General features: G+C 71.1%; 14 protein-coding genes and 1 tRNA gene. 8 read left to right on the forward strand and 7 right to left on the reverse strand.

Annotated features, from left to right (window positions below; all coding sequences use genetic code 11):
* Window positions 1-35 precede the first annotated feature (35 nt).
* The 4 genes from SACTE_RS16205 to SACTE_RS16220 all read right to left on the reverse strand — a co-directional run bounded on the left by SACTE_RS16205 (window position 36) and on the right by SACTE_RS16220 (window position 4458).
* On the reverse strand, window positions 36-380 hold the full coding sequence (locus tag SACTE_RS16205; protein WP_014047118.1) for a rhodanese-like domain-containing protein: 345 nt from the start codon (window positions 378-380) through the stop codon (window positions 36-38).
* Between the two features lie 46 nt (window positions 381-426).
* On the reverse strand, window positions 427-1443 hold the full coding sequence (locus SACTE_RS16210; RefSeq protein ID WP_014047119.1) for a J domain-containing protein: 1017 nt from the start codon (window positions 1441-1443) through the stop codon (window positions 427-429).
* A 243-nt stretch (window positions 1444-1686) separates the two neighbouring features.
* The gene (locus SACTE_RS16215; protein WP_014047120.1) at window positions 1687-3150 is read right to left on the reverse strand and encodes a DUF2252 domain-containing protein; all 1464 of its coding nucleotides are present in this window, start codon (window positions 3148-3150) and stop codon (window positions 1687-1689) included.
* Window positions 3151-3306: 156 nt separating this feature from the next.
* A complete protein-coding gene (locus SACTE_RS16220) occupies window positions 3307-4458 on the reverse strand; it encodes a membrane protein (protein WP_014047121.1) in 1152 nt (383 codons plus the stop codon).
* An 82-nt stretch (window positions 4459-4540) separates the two neighbouring features.
* Between SACTE_RS16220 and SACTE_RS16225 the strand changes: the two genes are divergently transcribed.
* On the forward strand, window positions 4541-4993 hold the full coding sequence (locus SACTE_RS16225) for a MarR family winged helix-turn-helix transcriptional regulator (RefSeq protein ID WP_014047122.1): 453 nt from the start codon (window positions 4541-4543) through the stop codon (window positions 4991-4993).
* Between the two features lie 122 nt (window positions 4994-5115).
* On the opposite strand, the gene SACTE_RS16230 is transcribed toward SACTE_RS16225, so the two are convergent.
* Window positions 5116-5784 carry a response regulator transcription factor gene (locus tag SACTE_RS16230; RefSeq protein ID WP_078492631.1) on the reverse strand — a complete coding sequence of 223 codons (669 nt, stop codon included), beginning with the start codon at window positions 5782-5784 and terminating at the stop codon, window positions 5116-5118.
* Entirely contained in the window at window positions 5748-7019 is a 1272-nt protein-coding gene (locus SACTE_RS16235) for a sensor histidine kinase (protein ID WP_014047124.1), read from the reverse strand. Before SACTE_RS16235 ends, SACTE_RS16230 begins: the two co-directional genes overlap by 37 nt.
* Before the next feature lie 327 nt (window positions 7020-7346).
* Between SACTE_RS16235 and SACTE_RS16240 the strand changes: the two genes are divergently transcribed.
* Together SACTE_RS16240 and SACTE_RS16245 are read left to right on the forward strand one after the other, a co-directional pair.
* Entirely contained in the window at window positions 7347-8084 is a 738-nt protein-coding gene (locus SACTE_RS16240; RefSeq protein WP_026358965.1) for an ABC transporter ATP-binding protein, read from the forward strand.
* Window positions 8078-10534, forward strand: coding sequence for an ABC transporter permease (locus SACTE_RS16245; protein ID WP_014047126.1), 2457 nt, complete (start codon window positions 8078-8080; stop codon window positions 10532-10534). Before SACTE_RS16240 ends, SACTE_RS16245 begins: the two co-directional genes overlap by 7 nt.
* Before the next feature lie 325 nt (window positions 10535-10859).
* Here SACTE_RS16245 and SACTE_RS16250 read toward each other — a convergent pair.
* Window positions 10860-10942, reverse strand: a tRNA-Leu gene (locus SACTE_RS16250).
* 315 nt (window positions 10943-11257) lie between these two features.
* Here SACTE_RS16250 and SACTE_RS16255 point away from each other — a divergent pair.
* From SACTE_RS16255 to SACTE_RS16275, 5 genes are all read left to right on the forward strand, one after another.
* Window positions 11258-12121 carry a DUF3662 and FHA domain-containing protein gene (locus SACTE_RS16255; protein ID WP_014047127.1) on the forward strand — a complete coding sequence of 288 codons (864 nt, stop codon included), beginning with the start codon at window positions 11258-11260 and terminating at the stop codon, window positions 12119-12121.
* A 10-nt stretch (window positions 12122-12131) separates the two neighbouring features.
* On the forward strand, window positions 12132-12650 hold the full coding sequence (locus SACTE_RS16260) for an FHA domain-containing protein (RefSeq protein ID WP_014047128.1): 519 nt from the start codon (window positions 12132-12134) through the stop codon (window positions 12648-12650).
* Window positions 12651-12779: 129 nt separating this feature from the next.
* Window positions 12780-14255, forward strand: a complete 1476-nt coding sequence (locus SACTE_RS16265; RefSeq protein ID WP_026358964.1) for a Stp1/IreP family PP2C-type Ser/Thr phosphatase — start codon at window positions 12780-12782, stop codon at window positions 14253-14255.
* Window positions 14256-14277: 22 nt separating this feature from the next.
* Complete coding sequence (locus SACTE_RS16270; protein WP_014047130.1) at window positions 14278-15678, forward strand: FtsW/RodA/SpoVE family cell cycle protein; 1401 nt, start codon at window positions 14278-14280, stop codon at window positions 15676-15678.
* Entirely contained in the window at window positions 15675-17132 is a 1458-nt protein-coding gene (locus tag SACTE_RS16275) for a penicillin-binding transpeptidase domain-containing protein (RefSeq protein WP_014047131.1), read from the forward strand. Before SACTE_RS16270 ends, SACTE_RS16275 begins: the two co-directional genes overlap by 4 nt.
* Window positions 17133-17253 lie beyond the last annotated feature (121 nt).

The raw sequence follows: 17253 nt of genomic DNA on the forward strand, positions 1-17253 counted from the left end.
GCTCGGCTCGGCCTGCTCGGCTCGACCTGCTCGGCTCAGAGGACGAACGCGGGGCTGCCGTTGTCCGTGACCATCGGTCGTCCGGCGCCGTCCCAGGCCAGCATGCCGCCCTCGACGTTCACCGCGTCCACGCCCTGCTGCACCAGGTACTGGGTGACCTGGGCGGACCGGCCGCCGACCCGGCACATCACGTGAACGCGCCGTCCGTCGTCGGCCGCCTCGGTCAGCTCGCCGAAGCGGCCCACGAAGTCACTCATGGGGATGTGCAGCGCGCCCTCGACGTGACCGGCCGCCCACTCGTCGGCCTCACGCACGTCCAGCACGAAGCCGTCCGACGGCACCGCCGCGACGTCCACCGAGGGCAGCGGGGCGAAATTCATGGGTCATGCCTTCTCTCGTACGTACACGCCAGGGTCACCGGGAACGCTACTGCACCAGCTCCGCCAGCTCGGCCTCGCGCTGCGACACCTCGCCCAGAAGCTTCTCGCCGATCTCGTCGAGCAGCCGGTCGGGATCCTCGGGCGCCATCCGCAGCATCGAGCCGATGGCACTGTCCTCCAGCTCCTTGGCGAGGACGGTGAGCAGTTCCTTGCGGCGGCTCAGCCACTCCAGCCGCGCGTAGAGCTCCTCGCTCTCACCGAGCTGGAGCTCCGGTGTCACCGGCCCGGCGTCCCACTCCGCGGCCAGCTCCTTGAGCAGGGCCACGTCTCCGCGCCCGTACGCCGCGTTGACCCGTGCGATGAACTCGTCCCGGCGAGCCCGCTCGGCTTCGTCCGGTGCCAGGTCGGGGTGGGCCTTACGCGCCAGCTCCCGGTAGAGCTTGCGCGCCTCCTCGCCCGGGCGGACCCGCTTCGGCGGGCGGACCGGCTGCTCGGTGAGCATGGCCGCGGCCTCGGGCGAGAGACCGTCGGAGTCCATCCAGTCGTGGAAGAGCTCCTCGACACCCGGCATCGGCATGACGATCGCCCGGGCCTCCTGCGCCTTGCGCAGGTCTTCCGGGTCCCCGGTCCTCGCGGCACGCGCCTCGGCGATCTGCGCGTCCAGCTCGTCCAGCCGCGCGTACATCGGGCCGAGCTTCTGGTGGTGCAGCCGGGAGAAGTTCTCGACCTCCACCCGGAAGGTCTCCACCGCGATCTCGAACTCGATCAAGGCCTGCTCGGCAGCCCGCACGGACTTCGCGAGCCGCTCCTCGGGCCGCGGTGCGGTCGGAGCACCGGTGTCCGCCGCCGTGTCACCGGGTTCCCCGGCGGGCTCACCGGCGGCGGTACCGGCAGCCGTGCCGTCGGCCGCGTCCCCGGCCTCGTACGCCGGCTGCGGCCGGTCCGGATCCCGCTGCTCCTGGGCCGGCTGGTCGTGGTCCTGCCGGTCCTGGTCCTGCCGGTCCTGGTCCTGCCGGTCTTCGTCGTTCCGGGTGGCCGGCACCCCGGCGGCTTCATGGGTCACCCGTCCAGCGTATGGCCAACGCCCGTGCCCCGAGGACCCGCGGCGCCCCAGTGCCTCTCCTCGGAGCAGCGCCGCCCGCACCCGGAGGGTGGGCCCTACGGCGTCCGGTGCGGGCGATCGCGAGGCGGAGGGCACCCCGTACCGGACGTATCAGACGCATGGGAGTGATCCCGACGACGCGGCGAGCGTGCGTGCCGGACGTCGAAGAGCAGGCGCGCCTGCGAAGGCAGGGCCCGGAGGCGGTCACACGCCCAACTCGGCGGCTGTACGACCCGCTCGGACCGCCCGGACGAGCTCCGCGTGGTCCGCTTCCGTCCGGTCCGCATAGGCCACCGCGAAGGCGGCGACCGCCTCGTCCAGCTCGGAGTTCTTCCCGCAGTAGCCCGCGAGCAGCCGGGGGTCGGCGCTGTGCGCGTGGGCACGGGCCAGCAGGGCCCCGGTCATCCGTCCGTAGTCGTCGACCTCGTCCGCCGCCAGCGCGCCCGGGTCCACGCTGCCCTTGCGGTTCCTGAACTGCCGTACCTGGTACGGCCGGCCGTCCACCTCCGCCCAGCCGAGCAGTATGTCGCTCACGACCTGCATCCGCTTCTGGCCGAGGACCACCCGGCGCCCCTCGTGCTCGACGGACGGCACGTCGAAGCCGGCCGCCGGAAGATAGGGCGCCAGAGCGGAGGGGCGGGCTTCCTTCACCTGTAGGACCAACGGCTCACCGCGGTGGTCGAGCAGCAGCACGACGTACGACCGGGTCCCCACGCTGCCCGTACCGACCACACGGAACGCCACGTCATGGATCGCGTAACGGGCGAGGAGGGGGACGCGGTCCTCCGACACCGTCCCGAGATACCCCTCGAGCCCCGCCGCCACGGCGGCGGCCTCCGCGTCCGGCACCCGGCGCAGCACCGGCGGCGCGTCGACGAAGCAGCGGCCACCGTCGTCGGAGTCCGTCGTGGACCTGGCCGCGAAGCGGGCGCTGGTGTTCTTACGGGCCTTGGCCGAGACCCGCTCCAGCGTCCCCAGCAGGTCCCGCGCGTCGGTGTGCGAGACGAGCTCCTCGTCCGCGATGGCGTTCCAGGCGTCCAGCGCGGGCAGCTGGGCCAGCAGACGCATCGTGCGCCGGTACGCGCCCACCGTGTCGTACGCGCCACGACGGCAGGTCTCCTCGTCCGCACCCGCCTCACGGCCGGCCAGCACCAGTGAGGTGGCCAGCCGCTTGAGGTCCCACTCCCACGGGCCGAAGACGGTCTCGTCGAAGTCGTTGAGATCGATGACCAGGTTGCCGCGCGCGTCGCCGTACAGCCCGAAGTTGGCCGCGTGCGCGTCACCGCAGAGCTGGGCGCCCACTCCGGTGACCGGGGTCCCCGTCAGGTCGTGGGCCATCAGTCCGGCCGAGCCGCGCAGGAAGGCGAACGGGGTCGCCGCCATGCGTCCCACCCGGATCGGTGTCAGGCCGGGGACCCGGCCTCGGTTGGACTCCTCGACCGCACGCACCGCGTCCGGTCGGTCGGTGGGCAGATCCAGACGGCTGTGCCACGCGCGCGGCACGGCGAGCCGAAGCGCCTTCCCTGCTGCCTTCGGGGAGACCGCACGGGCCGCCCCGCGCCCCGCCGCTCCCCCGGCCGGACGCCGTGCGAAGCCGGGCACGACCGGGATGCGGGGCCTCTCGGCCGCGGTCCGCCGCACCGGCACCCTCACATCGGTTCCGCTCATGGAGCGTCGCCCCCCGCCCTCGTCCAGCTGTTCTATCCGTATCGAACGCGACGACGGTACAGGCGCCCCGCAGCCGCCGTCCTCCCCTGTGGACAACCGGCCGGGACGCCTGTGGACACCTATGACCGGGGGCGCGGCCCCCGAAGCGGCGGGTGCTCAGACCCCGACCGCCTCCTCCATCTCCTCTTCCTCGTCGGCACCGTCACCCCTCGGGGAAGCACCGGCACCGGCACCGGCACCGCCCCCGGCCCCGGCCGCCGGAGCAGCGCCCGCCGGCAGGGCCGACGGGTCGGCCGTCGTCCCGGGCGTCACGGCGGCGGTGCGAAGCCGCCTGGCCTCGGCGAGACCCGCGACCCCCACGGCGGCCAGGCCCACCACGAACCAGAGCGCCAGCACGAGGACATGTCCGCCCAGCCCGTACCCGTCGAAGTACACGTGGCTGCGCAGCCCCTCGACGAAGCCCGCGCCGTTCCAGAAGGAGTGCAGGGCACCGAAGAAGCCGGGCTGGAGCTCCGGCCGGAAGATGCCCCCCGAGCTCGTGAAGTTGAGCATGACGAAGAGCGCCATCACTCCGAGCGTGGTCCACCGCTTGAGGAAGGTGTGCAGCCCCACTCCGACCAGCAGGATTCCCGCCGAGTACAGCCACGCCATCGCCCAGAGTCCGCCGAGTCCGTGGTCCACGAGCCCGAACACCGGCCCCGCGAACGCCACACCGATCAGGCTCACCACGAACGAGGTGCCGATCGCCAGCGCGGCCCGGATCCGCAGTGCCAGCACCGCACCGGCGCCTCCGATCACGGCGACCGACGCATAGGAGCCGATACTGACGGCCACCATCAGGAAGAAAAGGCCCTGGCCGGTCGGGTCGCCGTCCGCCGTCGGCGCCACGTCCGTCACGTCGAGCGGCGCACCCTGTCCGGCCGCGACCTCGGTGAACACCTTCTGGACCACCGTGGCGCTGGTGTCGGACGAGGCGGTCGCCACCAGCAGTTCCGGGCTCTTCCCCGGGAGGTATGCCCCGTAGCTCTGCTGGGTCATCAGGTGGTCCACCGCGGTGTCGCGGTCGGTCACCGTACGCACGCTCAGGGCGCCGTCGCCCTTGTCCTGCAGGGTCTGCGCGAGCACTTGGGCGCTCGGCCCCGAACCGACGACATCCACCCTCAGGTCGTGCGGCTCCGGAGCGTGGAAGGCTCCCAGGTAGGCGAGCCCCATGCCGACGCACATCAGCAGCGGCGTGACGAGATGGCTGAGCACATGACGCAGCGCTCCGGCATTCGAACCGGGGGCCGCACTCGGACCTGCGGACATTCGGGCAGTCCTCTCATAGTTGTCTTTTACAACTTCACTAATAGTTGTAGCATACATCTAATGCCTGAGGAAAGGTGATCTCGTGACAGGTACTCCCCAGGAACGCGAAGAGTCGATGGACGTGATCCAACGCGAACTGACCGCCTTCGCACGTCGCGCCCGCGCGACTGCGGCGCGGCTCCACCCCGACCTGCCCCTGGTCTCCTACACACTGCTCGCGCACATCGACCACCAGCAGGGCTGCCGCGCCACCGACCTCGCGGCGCACTACCTGCTCGACAAGTCGACGGTCAGCAGGCAGGTCGCGGCGCTGGAGAAACTCGGCCTGGTCGAACGGCATCCGGACCCGGACGACCACCGCATGCAGGTGCTGCACCCGACACCCAGCGGCACCGAGGCCCTCGCCTCGACCCAGGCCAGCCGCCGCGCCGCCTATCGGAAGCGCCTCGGCTCATGGGCCTCGGAGGATCTCACCCGGTTCGCGGAGTACCTCTTGCGCTACAACGAGGCGGGAGACACCGGCACCGCACCCTGAGAACGCCGCACCCTGAGAACACCGCTCCCTGACATCGTCGAGCCCTGACGGCGGTCGGCCTGTGCGCCGTTTCACGTGAAACGTCCGCACGGCTGCGGCTCGGGAAGCGGTCGTACGGCGGATCAGGCCCGGAGGAAGGCCAGGACAGCCAGGACCCTGCGGTGGGTCTCGTCCGCCTGGGGAAGGTCCAGCTTGGCCAGGATGCTGCCGATGTGCTTGCCCACGGCCGCCTCGGACACCACCAGATCACGGGCGATGGCGCCGTTCGACTTGCCTTCCGCGATCAGGGCCAGCACCTCGCGCTCACGCGGGGTGAGCCGCTCCAGCGGATCGCGGCGGCGGCGCAGCAGCTGACGCACCACCTCCGGGTCGACGACCGTGCCGCCGTCCGCCACCTCGCACAGGGCGTCCACGAACTCCTCGACCTGGCCGACCCTGTCCTTCAGCAGGTAACCGATCCCCGTGCCGTCGCCGGAGTCCAGCAGATCGGAGGCGTAGGTCCGCTGCACGTACTGACTCAGGACCAGGACCGGAAGGGCGGGTCGTCCCTCACGCAGCCGTACCGCCGCGTGCAAGCCCTCGTCCTGGAAGCCGGGCGGCATACGCACGTCCGTCACCACGATGTCCGGGTCGTGCTCCTCGACGGCGGCGACGAGCGCCGGGGCGTCCCCGACGGCCGCGACCACCTCGTGTCCGAGCCGTTCGAGCAGACTGATGAGCCCTTCCCGCAGCAGCACACTGTCCTCGGCCAGCACTACGCGCAGCGTTCGGCCGCCTCGGTCAACTCGCAAGGGATCTCCACACACAGCAGGGTCGGACCACCCGGCGGACTGGACAGGGAGAGTCTGCCATCAAGGGCCGAGACCCGGTCCGCGAGTCCGGTCAGTCCGCTCCCCGCCGCCGCGTCCGCACCACCCCGCCCGTCGTCGCTCACCTTCAGCGAGAGCCGGCCGTCCCGATAGGCGCCGCTCACCCGCGCACGGCTCGCCCCGCTGTGCCGGCCCACGTTGGCGAGCGCCTCACACACCACGAAGTACCCGGCGGCCTCCACGGACTGGGAGAAGCGGCCCGGAAGTTCGAGGTCCATGTCCACAGGGACAGCCGAACGGTCAGCGGCATCGGCCACAGCTGCCGCCAGTCCGTAGTCCGCGAGCACCTTGGGGTGGATACCTCGGATCAGTTCCCGCAGCTCCGACAGTGCCTTGCCCGCCTCGTCGTGGGCTTTGGCGAGCTGCTGGGCGAGCGGCCCCTCGGGCGCGTCCAGTCGGGCCAGTCCGAGGGCCATCGTCAGGGCGACGAGCCGCTGTTGGGCCCCGTCGTGCAGATCGCGCTCGATGCGTCGCCGTTCCGCCTCGAAAGCGTCCACCAACCGCACCCGTGAGCGCGTCAGTTCCACCACCGTGGCCCCCATGTCGGCGTCTCGTGGGGCGATCAGAAGCCGGGTCAGCTCGGCCCTGGCGCCCGCCGCGACGCCCAGGACATAGGCGCCCAGGCCCAGGAACGCGGTGCCGAGCACCACGAATCCGAAGGCGCCCGGCCAGGTGGTGACCGTCCACAGCTTGAGCACCTTCACCTCCTCGCCGCCACCTGTCGTGGCCAGCCAGAGCGGGGTGGTGGCCATGGCCAGCGGGAAGAGCAGGGCCACGGTCACCACGATCGCGTCGACCGGCCACAACAGGCCCGCGAACAGCACCGCGTAACCCAGCTCCCGCCAGGTCGCCTGCTCCCTCAACCGTGTCGTGAGCCAGGCCCACAGCCCCTCGGCGGCGGGCTTCCGGTGCTGCCCGCGGGCCGGGGCCCGGTCGACCAGGCGCAGCCTGTGCCGCTCCGCCCAGGCCACCGGGAGGCCCGAGAGCGCCGTGAGAACGAGCAGCGGCAGCCCCACCAGCACCAGGGCGAGCACACCGCCGCACACGGCCGCGGTCACGATCCCCACCAGGACGACGACGCCGCTCACCGCGCCGGTGAGCAGATAGGCGGCCGAGCGCCAGGGCCACGAGGACAGCAGGAAGCCGGGCCGTGCCATGGCCTGCCACGTAGATCGGGGGTGCATGCCGCCACCGTAGAAGGCGGCTCGGGAGCGGGCCATGGGCCCTGGGACCACACCACGGGTAGGGCAGGCACTACCCCGCCCCCTTGGGCGGGCCGCACATCCGTCCGGCCGGAAAGCCGTGGGTATGCCTGGCCCTACCCAAGGTCTAGACCCTGCCGGACTGCGCCGGAGCCCCCCTTCGCGATGTCGTGAAGCCACCGAGAAACGAGAGGTGGTGGCGCTCCGATGACGGACCGTCCCGCGCAGGACGCACACAGGAACGGCGCATCCCGGGAGCTGGAACCGGACGGGTGGGGGCGGATGCACGACGACGCGGTCCTGCTGCGCTCCGTCAGCCGACGGCACGGTACGGGCGACAGCGCCGTGACGGCCCTGGACAAGGTCTCGCTGTCCTTTCCCCGGAGCACGTTCACCGCGGTCATGGGGCCTTCCGGTTCCGGCAAGTCGACCCTGTTGCAGTGCGCCGCCGGACTCGACCGGCCCACCTCCGGAGCCGTCGTCGTGGGCGGCACCGATCTGACGAAGCTGAGCGAGACCCGGCTGACCCTGCTGCGCCGTGACCGCGTCGGCTTCGTCTTCCAGGCCTTCAACCTGCTGCCGTCGCTGACAGCCGAGCAGAACGTGGCGCTGCCGCTGCGCCTCGCAGGCCGGCGCGTCTCCCGAGCCCGGGTGCGGGAGGTGCTCCAGCAGGTCGGGCTCGGCACACGGACCGGGCACCGGCCGACGGAGCTGTCCGGCGGCCAGCAGCAGCGCGTGGCCCTGGCCCGCGCCCTGATCACCCGCCCCGAGGTGCTCTTCGCCGACGAGCCGACCGGCGCCCTCGACTCACGGACCAGCCGTGAGGTGCTCTCGCTGCTGCGCGGGATGGTCGACCGCGAGAACCGGACGATCATCATGGTCACGCACGACCCGGTGGCCGCCTCGTACGCCGACCGCGTGGTCTTCCTCGTCGACGGCCGGGTCAACGGCGAGCTCGTCGGAGCGGGCGCCGACGCGATCGCGGCACGCCTGACCGGACTGGAGGCCGTGTCGTGCTGAGCGTCGCCCTGCGCACCCTGCGGACCCGCTGGGTCACCTTCGTCGGCAGCTTCGTCGCGCTCACGCTGGGCGTGGCACTGCTCAGCGTGATGGGCCTGGCCCTCGCCTCGTCGCTCGACGCGCCCGAGCGTGCGCCCGAACGGTTCGCCGCCGCGTCCGTCGTGGTCAAGGGCGCCGACACGCTGCGCGTCCCCACCGCCGTCGGCGACCGCGTGCAGCGGCTCGCACACCCCCGCCCCGTGCCCGCCGAGACGGTCCGCCGGCTCCGAGGACTCGGCCCCGTCGTCGAGGACCGGACCTTCGCCGTACGGGCCCAGGGGGCGCCCGGCGACCTGGTGGGCCACCCCTGGTCCACTGCCGCCTTCGCCCCGTACGCGATCGGGGCGGGCCGTGCCCCCCGCGCGGCCGACGAGGTCGTCGTCACCGGCGACCGGGCCGAACCGGGCGACGAACTGAGGACCGGGGACGGCACCGTGCGCGTCGTCGGCACCACCCCCTCACGCGGATTCGAGCAGGCCGTCTTCTACACCGACGCCCGAGCCGCCGAACTGGCGCCGACGAGCACCCAGCTCGTGGTGGACGCCGACGCGGCGGCCGTACGCGAGGCCGTACGGGGCGACGACGGCGTCCAGGTCCTCACCGGCGCGATGCGCCGCTCGGCCGACACCGACCCCGACCGGGACAGCAAGGCGCTCACCGCGATGAACGCCCTCTTCGGCACGGCCGGGGGTGTCACCGCCTTCGTGTCGGTCTTCGTGGTGGCGTCCACCTTCGCGTTCGCGGTCGCCCAGCGGCGCCGCGAGTTCGGGCTGCTGCGTACGGCCGGGGCGACCCCCGGGCAGATCCGCCGCATGGTGGCCGCCGAGGCCCTCCTGGTCGGCGTGCTCGCCTCGGCCGCCGGCTGCGTCCTCGGTTCCTACGCCGCGCCGTGGCTGGCCGGCTGGGTGGCCGACAACGGCCTCGGGCCCCGATGGTTCGCCATCGGCTCCGCGACCTGGCCGTACCACCTGGCCTTCTGGGCCGGCCTGCTCGTCTCCCTGTGCGGTGTCCTCGCCGCCTCCTGGCGGGCCGGGCGGACAGGACCCACCGAAGCGCAGCGCGAGGCCTCCGTGGACACCAGGACCCTTCCGTGGGGCCGCCGGCTCGCCGGGGTGGCCCTGCTCCTCACCGCGGCCGTGACCTCGGGCCTGGCCCTGTACGGCGACCCCGGCGACCTGCTGCACCGCAAGACCTACGTGAGCCGTCCGATGCTGCTCGTCACCGCCACCGCGCTGCTCGCCCCGGTCGTGGTGCGTCCGCTGACCCGGATGATCGCCTGGCTCCCGGCCCAACTCCCCGGCGCGGGAGGAATGCTGGTCCGGGAGAACGCGGCCGCCGGGGTGCGCCGCTCCGCCGCCGTCGCGGCTCCCGTCCTGGTCACGGTCGCCCTCGCGGGCTCGCTGCTGGGCGCCACCGCCACGCTGGACGAGGCGAAGGCCGCGGAGATCCGCGACCGGACCACCGCGGCCTTCGTCGTCACACCGGTGTCCGCGACGGGCTTCGCCCCGGACACCCTGCGCAGACTGCGTGAGGTGCCCGGCGCCGAGGTGGCGGCGACGTCCTCCAGCGCCGTCCACGTCCTGGAGGAAGGCGTGGCACTCGTCCGGTCCGAGGCGCGTGCCGTCGCCCCCGGGGCGCTCACGGCCACCACCCGGCTGCCGCTCACGGCCGGGAGGACGAGCGACCTGGACGACGGCTCGATCATCGTCAACGAGGAGTGGGAGCGGCACACCGTGGGGCAGTCGGTGCGGGTGTGGCTCGGCGACGGGACGGAGAAGACACTGCGGATCGCCGCCGTGATGACCACCGGCACCGGCGGCAACGGCGCCTACGTCACCCCGCGCAACGCCCCGGGAGCGAGCACCGACCGCGTCGACGTCGCCCTCGCCACCGGTGCCGACCGCGCAGCGGTGGCCGCCGGACTCCGTGCCGCGGTGGGGGGCACCGGCGGGCAGGTCCTCACCCGGGACGCGTGGATCCGCGCCACCCACCCGGAGACGAACCGCACCACCCGCCTCGGCCTCCTGCTGGTCCTCGGTATCGCGCTGCTGTACACCGGTATCTCCCTGGCCAACACCATGGTCATGGCGACCTCCGACCGGGTCCGCGACCTGGCGGTGCTGCGGCTGGCCGGGGCCACCCGGCCCCAGGTGCTGCGACTGGTGGGCGCCGAAGCCCTCACGGTCGTGGCTGTCGGCACGGTCCTGGGCGTCCTGGTCGCCGGAACCAACCTGGCGGGCATGTGGGCCGCCCTGAACCTGCTGTCGGTGCGCGCCACGATCGTCCTTCCCTGGGCCGTCGTCGGCATGGCCGTGGTCGTCTGCGCGGTGGTCGCCGTGATCGCGGCCGTCGTCCCGGCCGCACTCGCCCTCCGCCGCCGGGCCGTGGAGTCGGCCGGGCTACGGGACTGACCGCCGGGCCCGAAGTCGGCCGACCCACGGAGCCGTTCCACCGGGCCGTGGGTCGGCCGGCCCCACGGAGTCGAACCGCCGTTCCCGCGCCACAGGCACACCGGCCCGGGAACGCGTCCCAGACGTCAACACACCGCCCTGCGCGGCCGTTTCACCCGGACCGGTGCACACCGGACAACCGCCGCGCCCTCGCCCGCCGACATCCGAACCATGTAACGACCGTCACACCCGCCCGTGTCCGCCACGCCCGGACATGACGAAGAGGGCCCACCGTTTTCACGGTGGGCCCTCTTCGTCTACCGGACACCTCATCGGTGCCCTGCTGTGCGCGAGGGGGGATTTGAACCCCCACGTCCCTAAGGACACTGGCACCTGAAGCCAGCGCGTCTGCCGTTCCGCCACTCGCGCAAGAGTGGTGTTTCCCGGGTCTCCCACCGTGTGGTGCGATCCCCTGGCGACATCCGGAAGATTAGCACGTCGGCGGGGGTGGATTCACATCCGTTGTTTCCGTGGACCCACGAGGGGAAGCGGGAACCCTGGGAGCCCGCCCCCACTCCTTCTGAGTGCGCCCCGAGTGCGGGACACTGGCAGGAGGCCACCTCTACGATCCGTGTGAGAGGTGACACTCATCCACCCTGCGGACAAGGGGAACCAGCCGATTTCCCGACGCGTGGATACGATCAGTAAGCAGTACAGGGACGACGACACCGGAGGAGGTGCCCCATGGGAGTCATGAAGCGTTTCGAGCAGCGTCTCGAAGGTCTGGTCAACGGCACCTTCGCCAAGGTCTTCAAGTCCGAGGTGCAGCCGGTCGAGATCGCGGGCGCTCTCCAGCGCGAGTGCGACAACAACGCCACGATCTGGAACCGCGAGCGGACCGTCGTGCCCAACGACTTCATCGTCGAACTGAGCACGCCCGACTACGAACGCCTCAGCCCGTACTCCGGCCAGCTCGGGGACGAACTGTCCGGTCTCGTCAGGGACTACGCCAAGCAGCAGCGGTACACCTTCATGGGACCGATCAAGGTCCACCTGGAGAAGGCGGACGACCTCGACACGGGTCTCTACCGCGTACGCAGCCGGACCCTGGCGTCGAGTACGTCGCAGCAGCCGGGCCGGCCGACAGGCCCCGCCCCCTACGCCCAGCCCGATCCGCCCGCCAGCCCGCAGGGCCCGGGCGGTTACGGCTATCCGCCGACCGCCCCTCCACCCATGCCCGCGGCACCGCCGCCGGGCGGGCGTCCGGGGACCCCGGCCGGCGGCGACTGGCGCGCGCAGCCGGCGTCCGCACCTGTGCCGGACGCCCAGGTGCGGCGCTGGATCGAGATCAACGGCACCCGCCATCAGATCTCCCGCCCGACGTTGGTGATGGGACGAAGCACCGACGCCGACGTGCGGATCGACGACCCCGGCGTATCGCGCCGGCACTGTGAGATCCGGACCGGAACGCCCTCGACGATCCAGGATCTCGGGTCCACCAACGGCATCGTGGTGGACGGGCAGCACACCACCCGCGCTACGCTCCGCGACGGCTCGCGGATCGTCGTGGGCAGCACCACCATCGTTTACCGGCAAGCCGAAGGGTGAAGCGGGGGCAATGTCAGAGCTGACCCTGACGGTCATGCGGCTAGGTTTCCTGGCTGTTCTGTGGCTATTCGTGATCGTGGCCGTCCAGGTCATTCGCAGTGACCTGTTCGGAACGCGCGTCACGCAGCGCGGCTCACGCCGCACTGCCAACGACGCGCGCCCGCAGCAAGCCCGCCAGCAACAGGCGGCGGCACCACCCCAGCAGCGCCAGCAGTCCGGGCGCCAGCGGCGCGGGGCGCCCACCAAGCTGGTCGTCTCCGAGGGGACCCTCACCGGCACCACGGTCGCGCTCCAGGGGCAGACCATCACCCTGGGCCGGGCGCACGACTCGACCATCGTGCTGGACGACGACTACGCGTCCAGCCGGCATGCCAGGATCTACCCGGACCGTGACGGCCAGTGGATCGTCGAGGATCTCGGGTCCACCAACGGCACCTATCTCGACCGGACCCGGCTCACCACCCCGACACCTGTTCCGCTGGGCGCGCCGATCCGCATCGGCAAGACCGTCATCGAGCTGCGGAAGTAGTACGACAATGAGCGAGCGGAGCGAGCGAGCCGCGGCGGTCCTGACCCTGGACCCCGTCCGGCTCCCGACCGGAGGGTGGGCAGTGTGGCTCGAGACCGGCTGTACCCCGAGCCGACGGGCGAGGTGCGCATGAGCTTGTCGCTGCGCTTCGCCGCCGGATCGCACAAGGGCATGATCCGGGAGGGCAACGAGGACTCCGGTTACGCCGGCCCCCGCCTCCTGGCCATCGCCGACGGCATGGGCGGCCAGGCGGCCGGCGAGGTCGCGAGCTCCGAGGTGATCTCCACTCTCGTCCAGCTCGACGACGACGTACCGGGCTCCGACATCCTCACCTCGCTCGGCACGGCGGTCCAGCGGGCCAACGACCAGCTGCGCGTCATGGTCGAGGAGGACCCCCAGCTGGAGGGCATGGGCACCACGCTCACCGCCCTGCTCTGGACCGGTCAGCGCCTCGGCCTCGTGCACGTCGGCGACTCCCGTGCGTACCTGCTGCGCGACGGTGTGCTGACGCAGATCACCCAGGACCACACCTGGGTGCAGCGTCTCGTCGACGAGGGCCGGATCACCGAGGAGGAGGCCACCACCCACCCGCAGCGCTCGCTGCTGATGCGCGCGCTGGGCAGTGGCGACCACGTGGAGCCGGACCTCTCCGTCCGGGAGGTCCGCGCCGGCGACCGCTACCTGATCTGCTCCGACGGGCTCTCCGGCGTCGTCTCGCACCAGACGATGGAAGAGACCCTGGCGAGCTACCAGGGCCCGCAGGAGACCATCCAGGACCTCATCCAGCTCGCCCTGCGCGGCGGCGGCCCCGACAACATCACGTGCATCGTCGCCGACGTCCTGGACGTCGACAGCGGTGACACCCTGGCCGGGCAGCTCAACGACACCCCGGTCGTCGTGGGAGCCGTCGCCGAGAACCAGGCCGCGCAGCTCGCCGACGGCGGGGCCATGGAGACACCCGCCGGACGCGCGGCCGGTCTCGGCCGGACCGTCCCGCCGCCCGCCGGGGGCTTCGGCCCGCCCGGCAGCGGCGACGACCTCGGCTACGGGTCCGGGCCGGACAGCGCCTTCGACTCGTACACCGACGACGACTTCGTGAAGCCGCGCGGCGGCCGCAGGTGGCTGAAGCGCTCGATCTACATCGTGCTGGCGCTGGCCGTCATCGGCGGTGGCGTCTACGGCGGCTACCGCTGGACACAGACCCAGTTCTACGTCGGTGTCGAGAAGGACAACGTCGCGCTCTTCCGCGGGATCAGCCAGGATCTCGCCTGGGTCGACCTCTCGAAGGTCGAGGAGAGCACCGAGATCGAACTGAAGTACCTCCCGCCCTACCAGCGCAAGCAGGTCGAGGCGACCATCGCCGAGGGCAACCTCACCGACGCCCGCAAGAAGGTCGGTGAACTCGAGGTACAGGCGTCCGCCTGCAAGAAGGACGCCCAGCGCCGCGCGGCCGAGGCGGAAGCCGCCAAGGACCGGGACGAGGCCACCGACAGCACGTCCGCCAAGCCCCCCGCCGAGGGGAACAAGAAGACCGCGACCCCCACTCCCGGCCCCAGCCTCTCGGAGGAAGAGAAGAAGCTGGTCCCGCAGTGCGGTAAGCAGTAAGCCGTAGGGGGCCTTCAGCACCATGAGCGTTGTCACCAACACGACCACCATCGGCGCGATCGACGCACCGAGCCGCCGCAACACCGAGCTGGCGCTGGTCGCCTTCGCCGTACTCATCTCGGTGTTCGCCTACGCCAACGTGGGCCTCGCCCTCAACGGCGAACTGCCCGCCGGCATGCTCGGATACGGGCTGGGCCTCGCACTCCTCGGCGGTGTGGCCCACCTCGCGGTACGGCGGTTCGCCCCGTACGCGGACCCGCTGCTGCTGCCACTGGCGACCCTGCTGAACGGGCTGGGGCTGGCCATCATCTGGCGGCTGGACCAGTCGGAACGGTTCCAGGCGACCCGGGACTTCGTGGCTGCGGCCTCCAAGCAGCTGATGTTCTCAGCTGTGGGTGTGGCCTTCATGGTCGTCGTCCTGATCCTCCTCAAGGACCACCGCATCCTGCAGCGCTACACCTACATCTCCATGCTGGTGGCGCTCGTCCTCCTCATCCTTCCGATGTTCTTCCCCGCGGTGAACGGCGCCAAGATCTGGATCAGCATCCCGGGCGTCGGCACGCTCCAGCCGGGAGAGTTCGCCAAGATCATCATCGCGGTGTTCTTCGCCGGCTACCTCATGGTCAAACGCGACGCGCTGGCCCTGGCCAGCCGTCGCTTCATGGGGCTCTACCTGCCCCGTGGCCGCGACCTCGGTCCGATCCTCATGGTCTGGGCGTTCTCGATCCTCATCCTGGTCTTCGAGACCGACCTCGGCTCGTCCCTGCTGTTCTTCGGCATGTTCGTCGTCATGCTGTACGTCGCCACCGAGCGCACCAGCTGGATCGTCTTCGGTCTGCTGATGTCCGCGGCAGGGGCCGTCGGGGTCGCCACGTTCGAACCGCACGTCCAGGACCGTGTGACCGCCTGGCTCGACCCGTTCGCGGGATGGGGCAAGATCGACGCCAGTGAGCAGATGGCCAAGTCCCTGATGGCCTTCGGTTCCGGCGGGACCCTCGGCACCGGCCTCGGCCAGGGCAACTCCGACCTCATCGGCTTCGCCGCCAACTCCGACTTCATCCTCGCCACCGTCGGCGAGGAGCTCGGTCTGGCGGGCATGATGGCCGTCCTGCTCGTCTACGGCCTGATCGTCGAGCGCGGTGTCCGTACCGCCCTCGCCGCCCGCGACCCGTTCGGCAAGCTGCTGGCGATCGGCCTCTCCGGCTCCTTCGCCATCCAGGTCTTCGTCGTCGCCGGCGGTGTCATGGGGCTCATCCCGCTGACCGGTATGACCATGCCGTTCCTCGCGGCCGGTGGTTCGTCCGTCATCTCCAACTGGGCCCTGATCGGCATCCTGATCAGAATCAGCGACACCGCACGTCGTCCCGCCCCGGCCCCCGCGCCTTCCCCCGACTCCGAGATGACCCAGGTGGTCAGGCCGTGAACAAGCCGCTCCGCCGAATCGCGATGTTCTGCGGGGTCCTCGTCCTCGCGCTGCTCGTCCGCACCAACTACCTCCAGTACGTGCGTGCCGACGAACTGAACACCAACGAGCACAACCGCCGCGTTCAGATCGAGCGGTACGCCCACGAGCGCGGCGACATCATCGTCGACGGCGAACCGATCACCGGGTCCGTCGAGACCACGGGCAGCGACTTCAAGTACAAGCGGGTCTGGAAGGACGGCGCCATGTGGGCGCCCGTCACCGGCTACTCCTCGCAGGCCTTCGACTCCTCGCAGCTGGAGAACCTCGAGGACGGCATCCTCACCGGCAACAGCGACCAGCTGTTCTTCGACCGGACGCTGTCGATGTTCACGGGTGAGAAGCAGACCGGCGGGAACATCGTCACCACCCTCGACGGCGCCGCCCAGCGGGCCGCCTTCCAGGGGCTCGGGAACAAGAAGGGCGCCGTCGCCGCGCTCGACCCGCAGACCGGCGCGATCCTGGCGCTGGCCAGCACCCCCTCGTACGACCCCTCCGTCTTCGCGGGCAACTCCCTCAAGGACGCGGACGCCCGGCAGAAGCTCCTGGAGGACAAGGACAAGCCCATGCTGAACCGGGCCCTGCGGGAGACCTACCCGCCGGGCTCGACGTTCAAGGTCGTCACGGCCGCGGCGGCGCTGGAGAACGGCCTCTACACCGACATCGACGCCAAGACGGAGTCCCCGCTGCCCTGGCGGCTCCCGCAGTCGACCAACCTGCTGCAGAACGAGGGCTCCATCCCGTGCGAGAACGCCTCGCTCCGGGAGGCCCTGCGCTATTCCTGCAACACGGTCTTCGGCAAGATGAGCGACGACCTCGGCAACGACAAGATGATCGAGCAGGCCGACAAGTTCGGCTTCAACAAAGAGGTCTTCACGCCGGTCCGGGCCGACGCCAGCGTCTACCCCGAGGACAACAAGCCCCAGAACGCCATGGCGGGCATCGGCCAGGCGTCCAACCGTGCCACCCCGCTCCAGATGGCCATGGTGGCCTCGGCGATCGCCAACGACGGCAAGCTCATGCAGCCGTACATGGTCGCCGAACGGCAGGCACCGAACCTGGACGTCATCTACACGCACGACAAGGAGCAGCTCAGCCAGCCCCTCTCTGCGGAGAACGCCCAGAAGGTCCAGCAGATGATGGAGACCGTCGTCGAGGAGGGCACGGGAACCAGCGCGCAGATCGACGGCGTCACTGTCGGTGGCAAGACCGGAACCGCGCAGCACGGCCTCGACAACAGCGAGAAGCCGTACGCCTGGTTCATCTCGTACGCCAAGACCGACAGCGGCTCCCCGGTCGCCGTCGCCGTGGTCGTCGAGGACGGCGAGGCCAACCGGGACGACATCTCCGGAGGCGGTCTGGCAGCGCCGATCGCGAAGAAAGTGATGAAGGCCGTACTCGACGGAAAGAAGTGACACCCGTCACAACTTCTGTCCGCTCCAGCACATTGGGATACCGGTCGGATATCAGCTGACGGGTGCGGGGCGATCACTCCGGGCTAGCCCGGTAGCGTAAGCGCGAACAGCGCACCGCCGG

Source organism: Streptomyces sp. SirexAA-E (assembly GCF_000177195.2).
Lineage (GTDB): Bacteria > Actinomycetota > Actinomycetes > Streptomycetales > Streptomycetaceae > Streptomyces > Streptomyces flavovirens.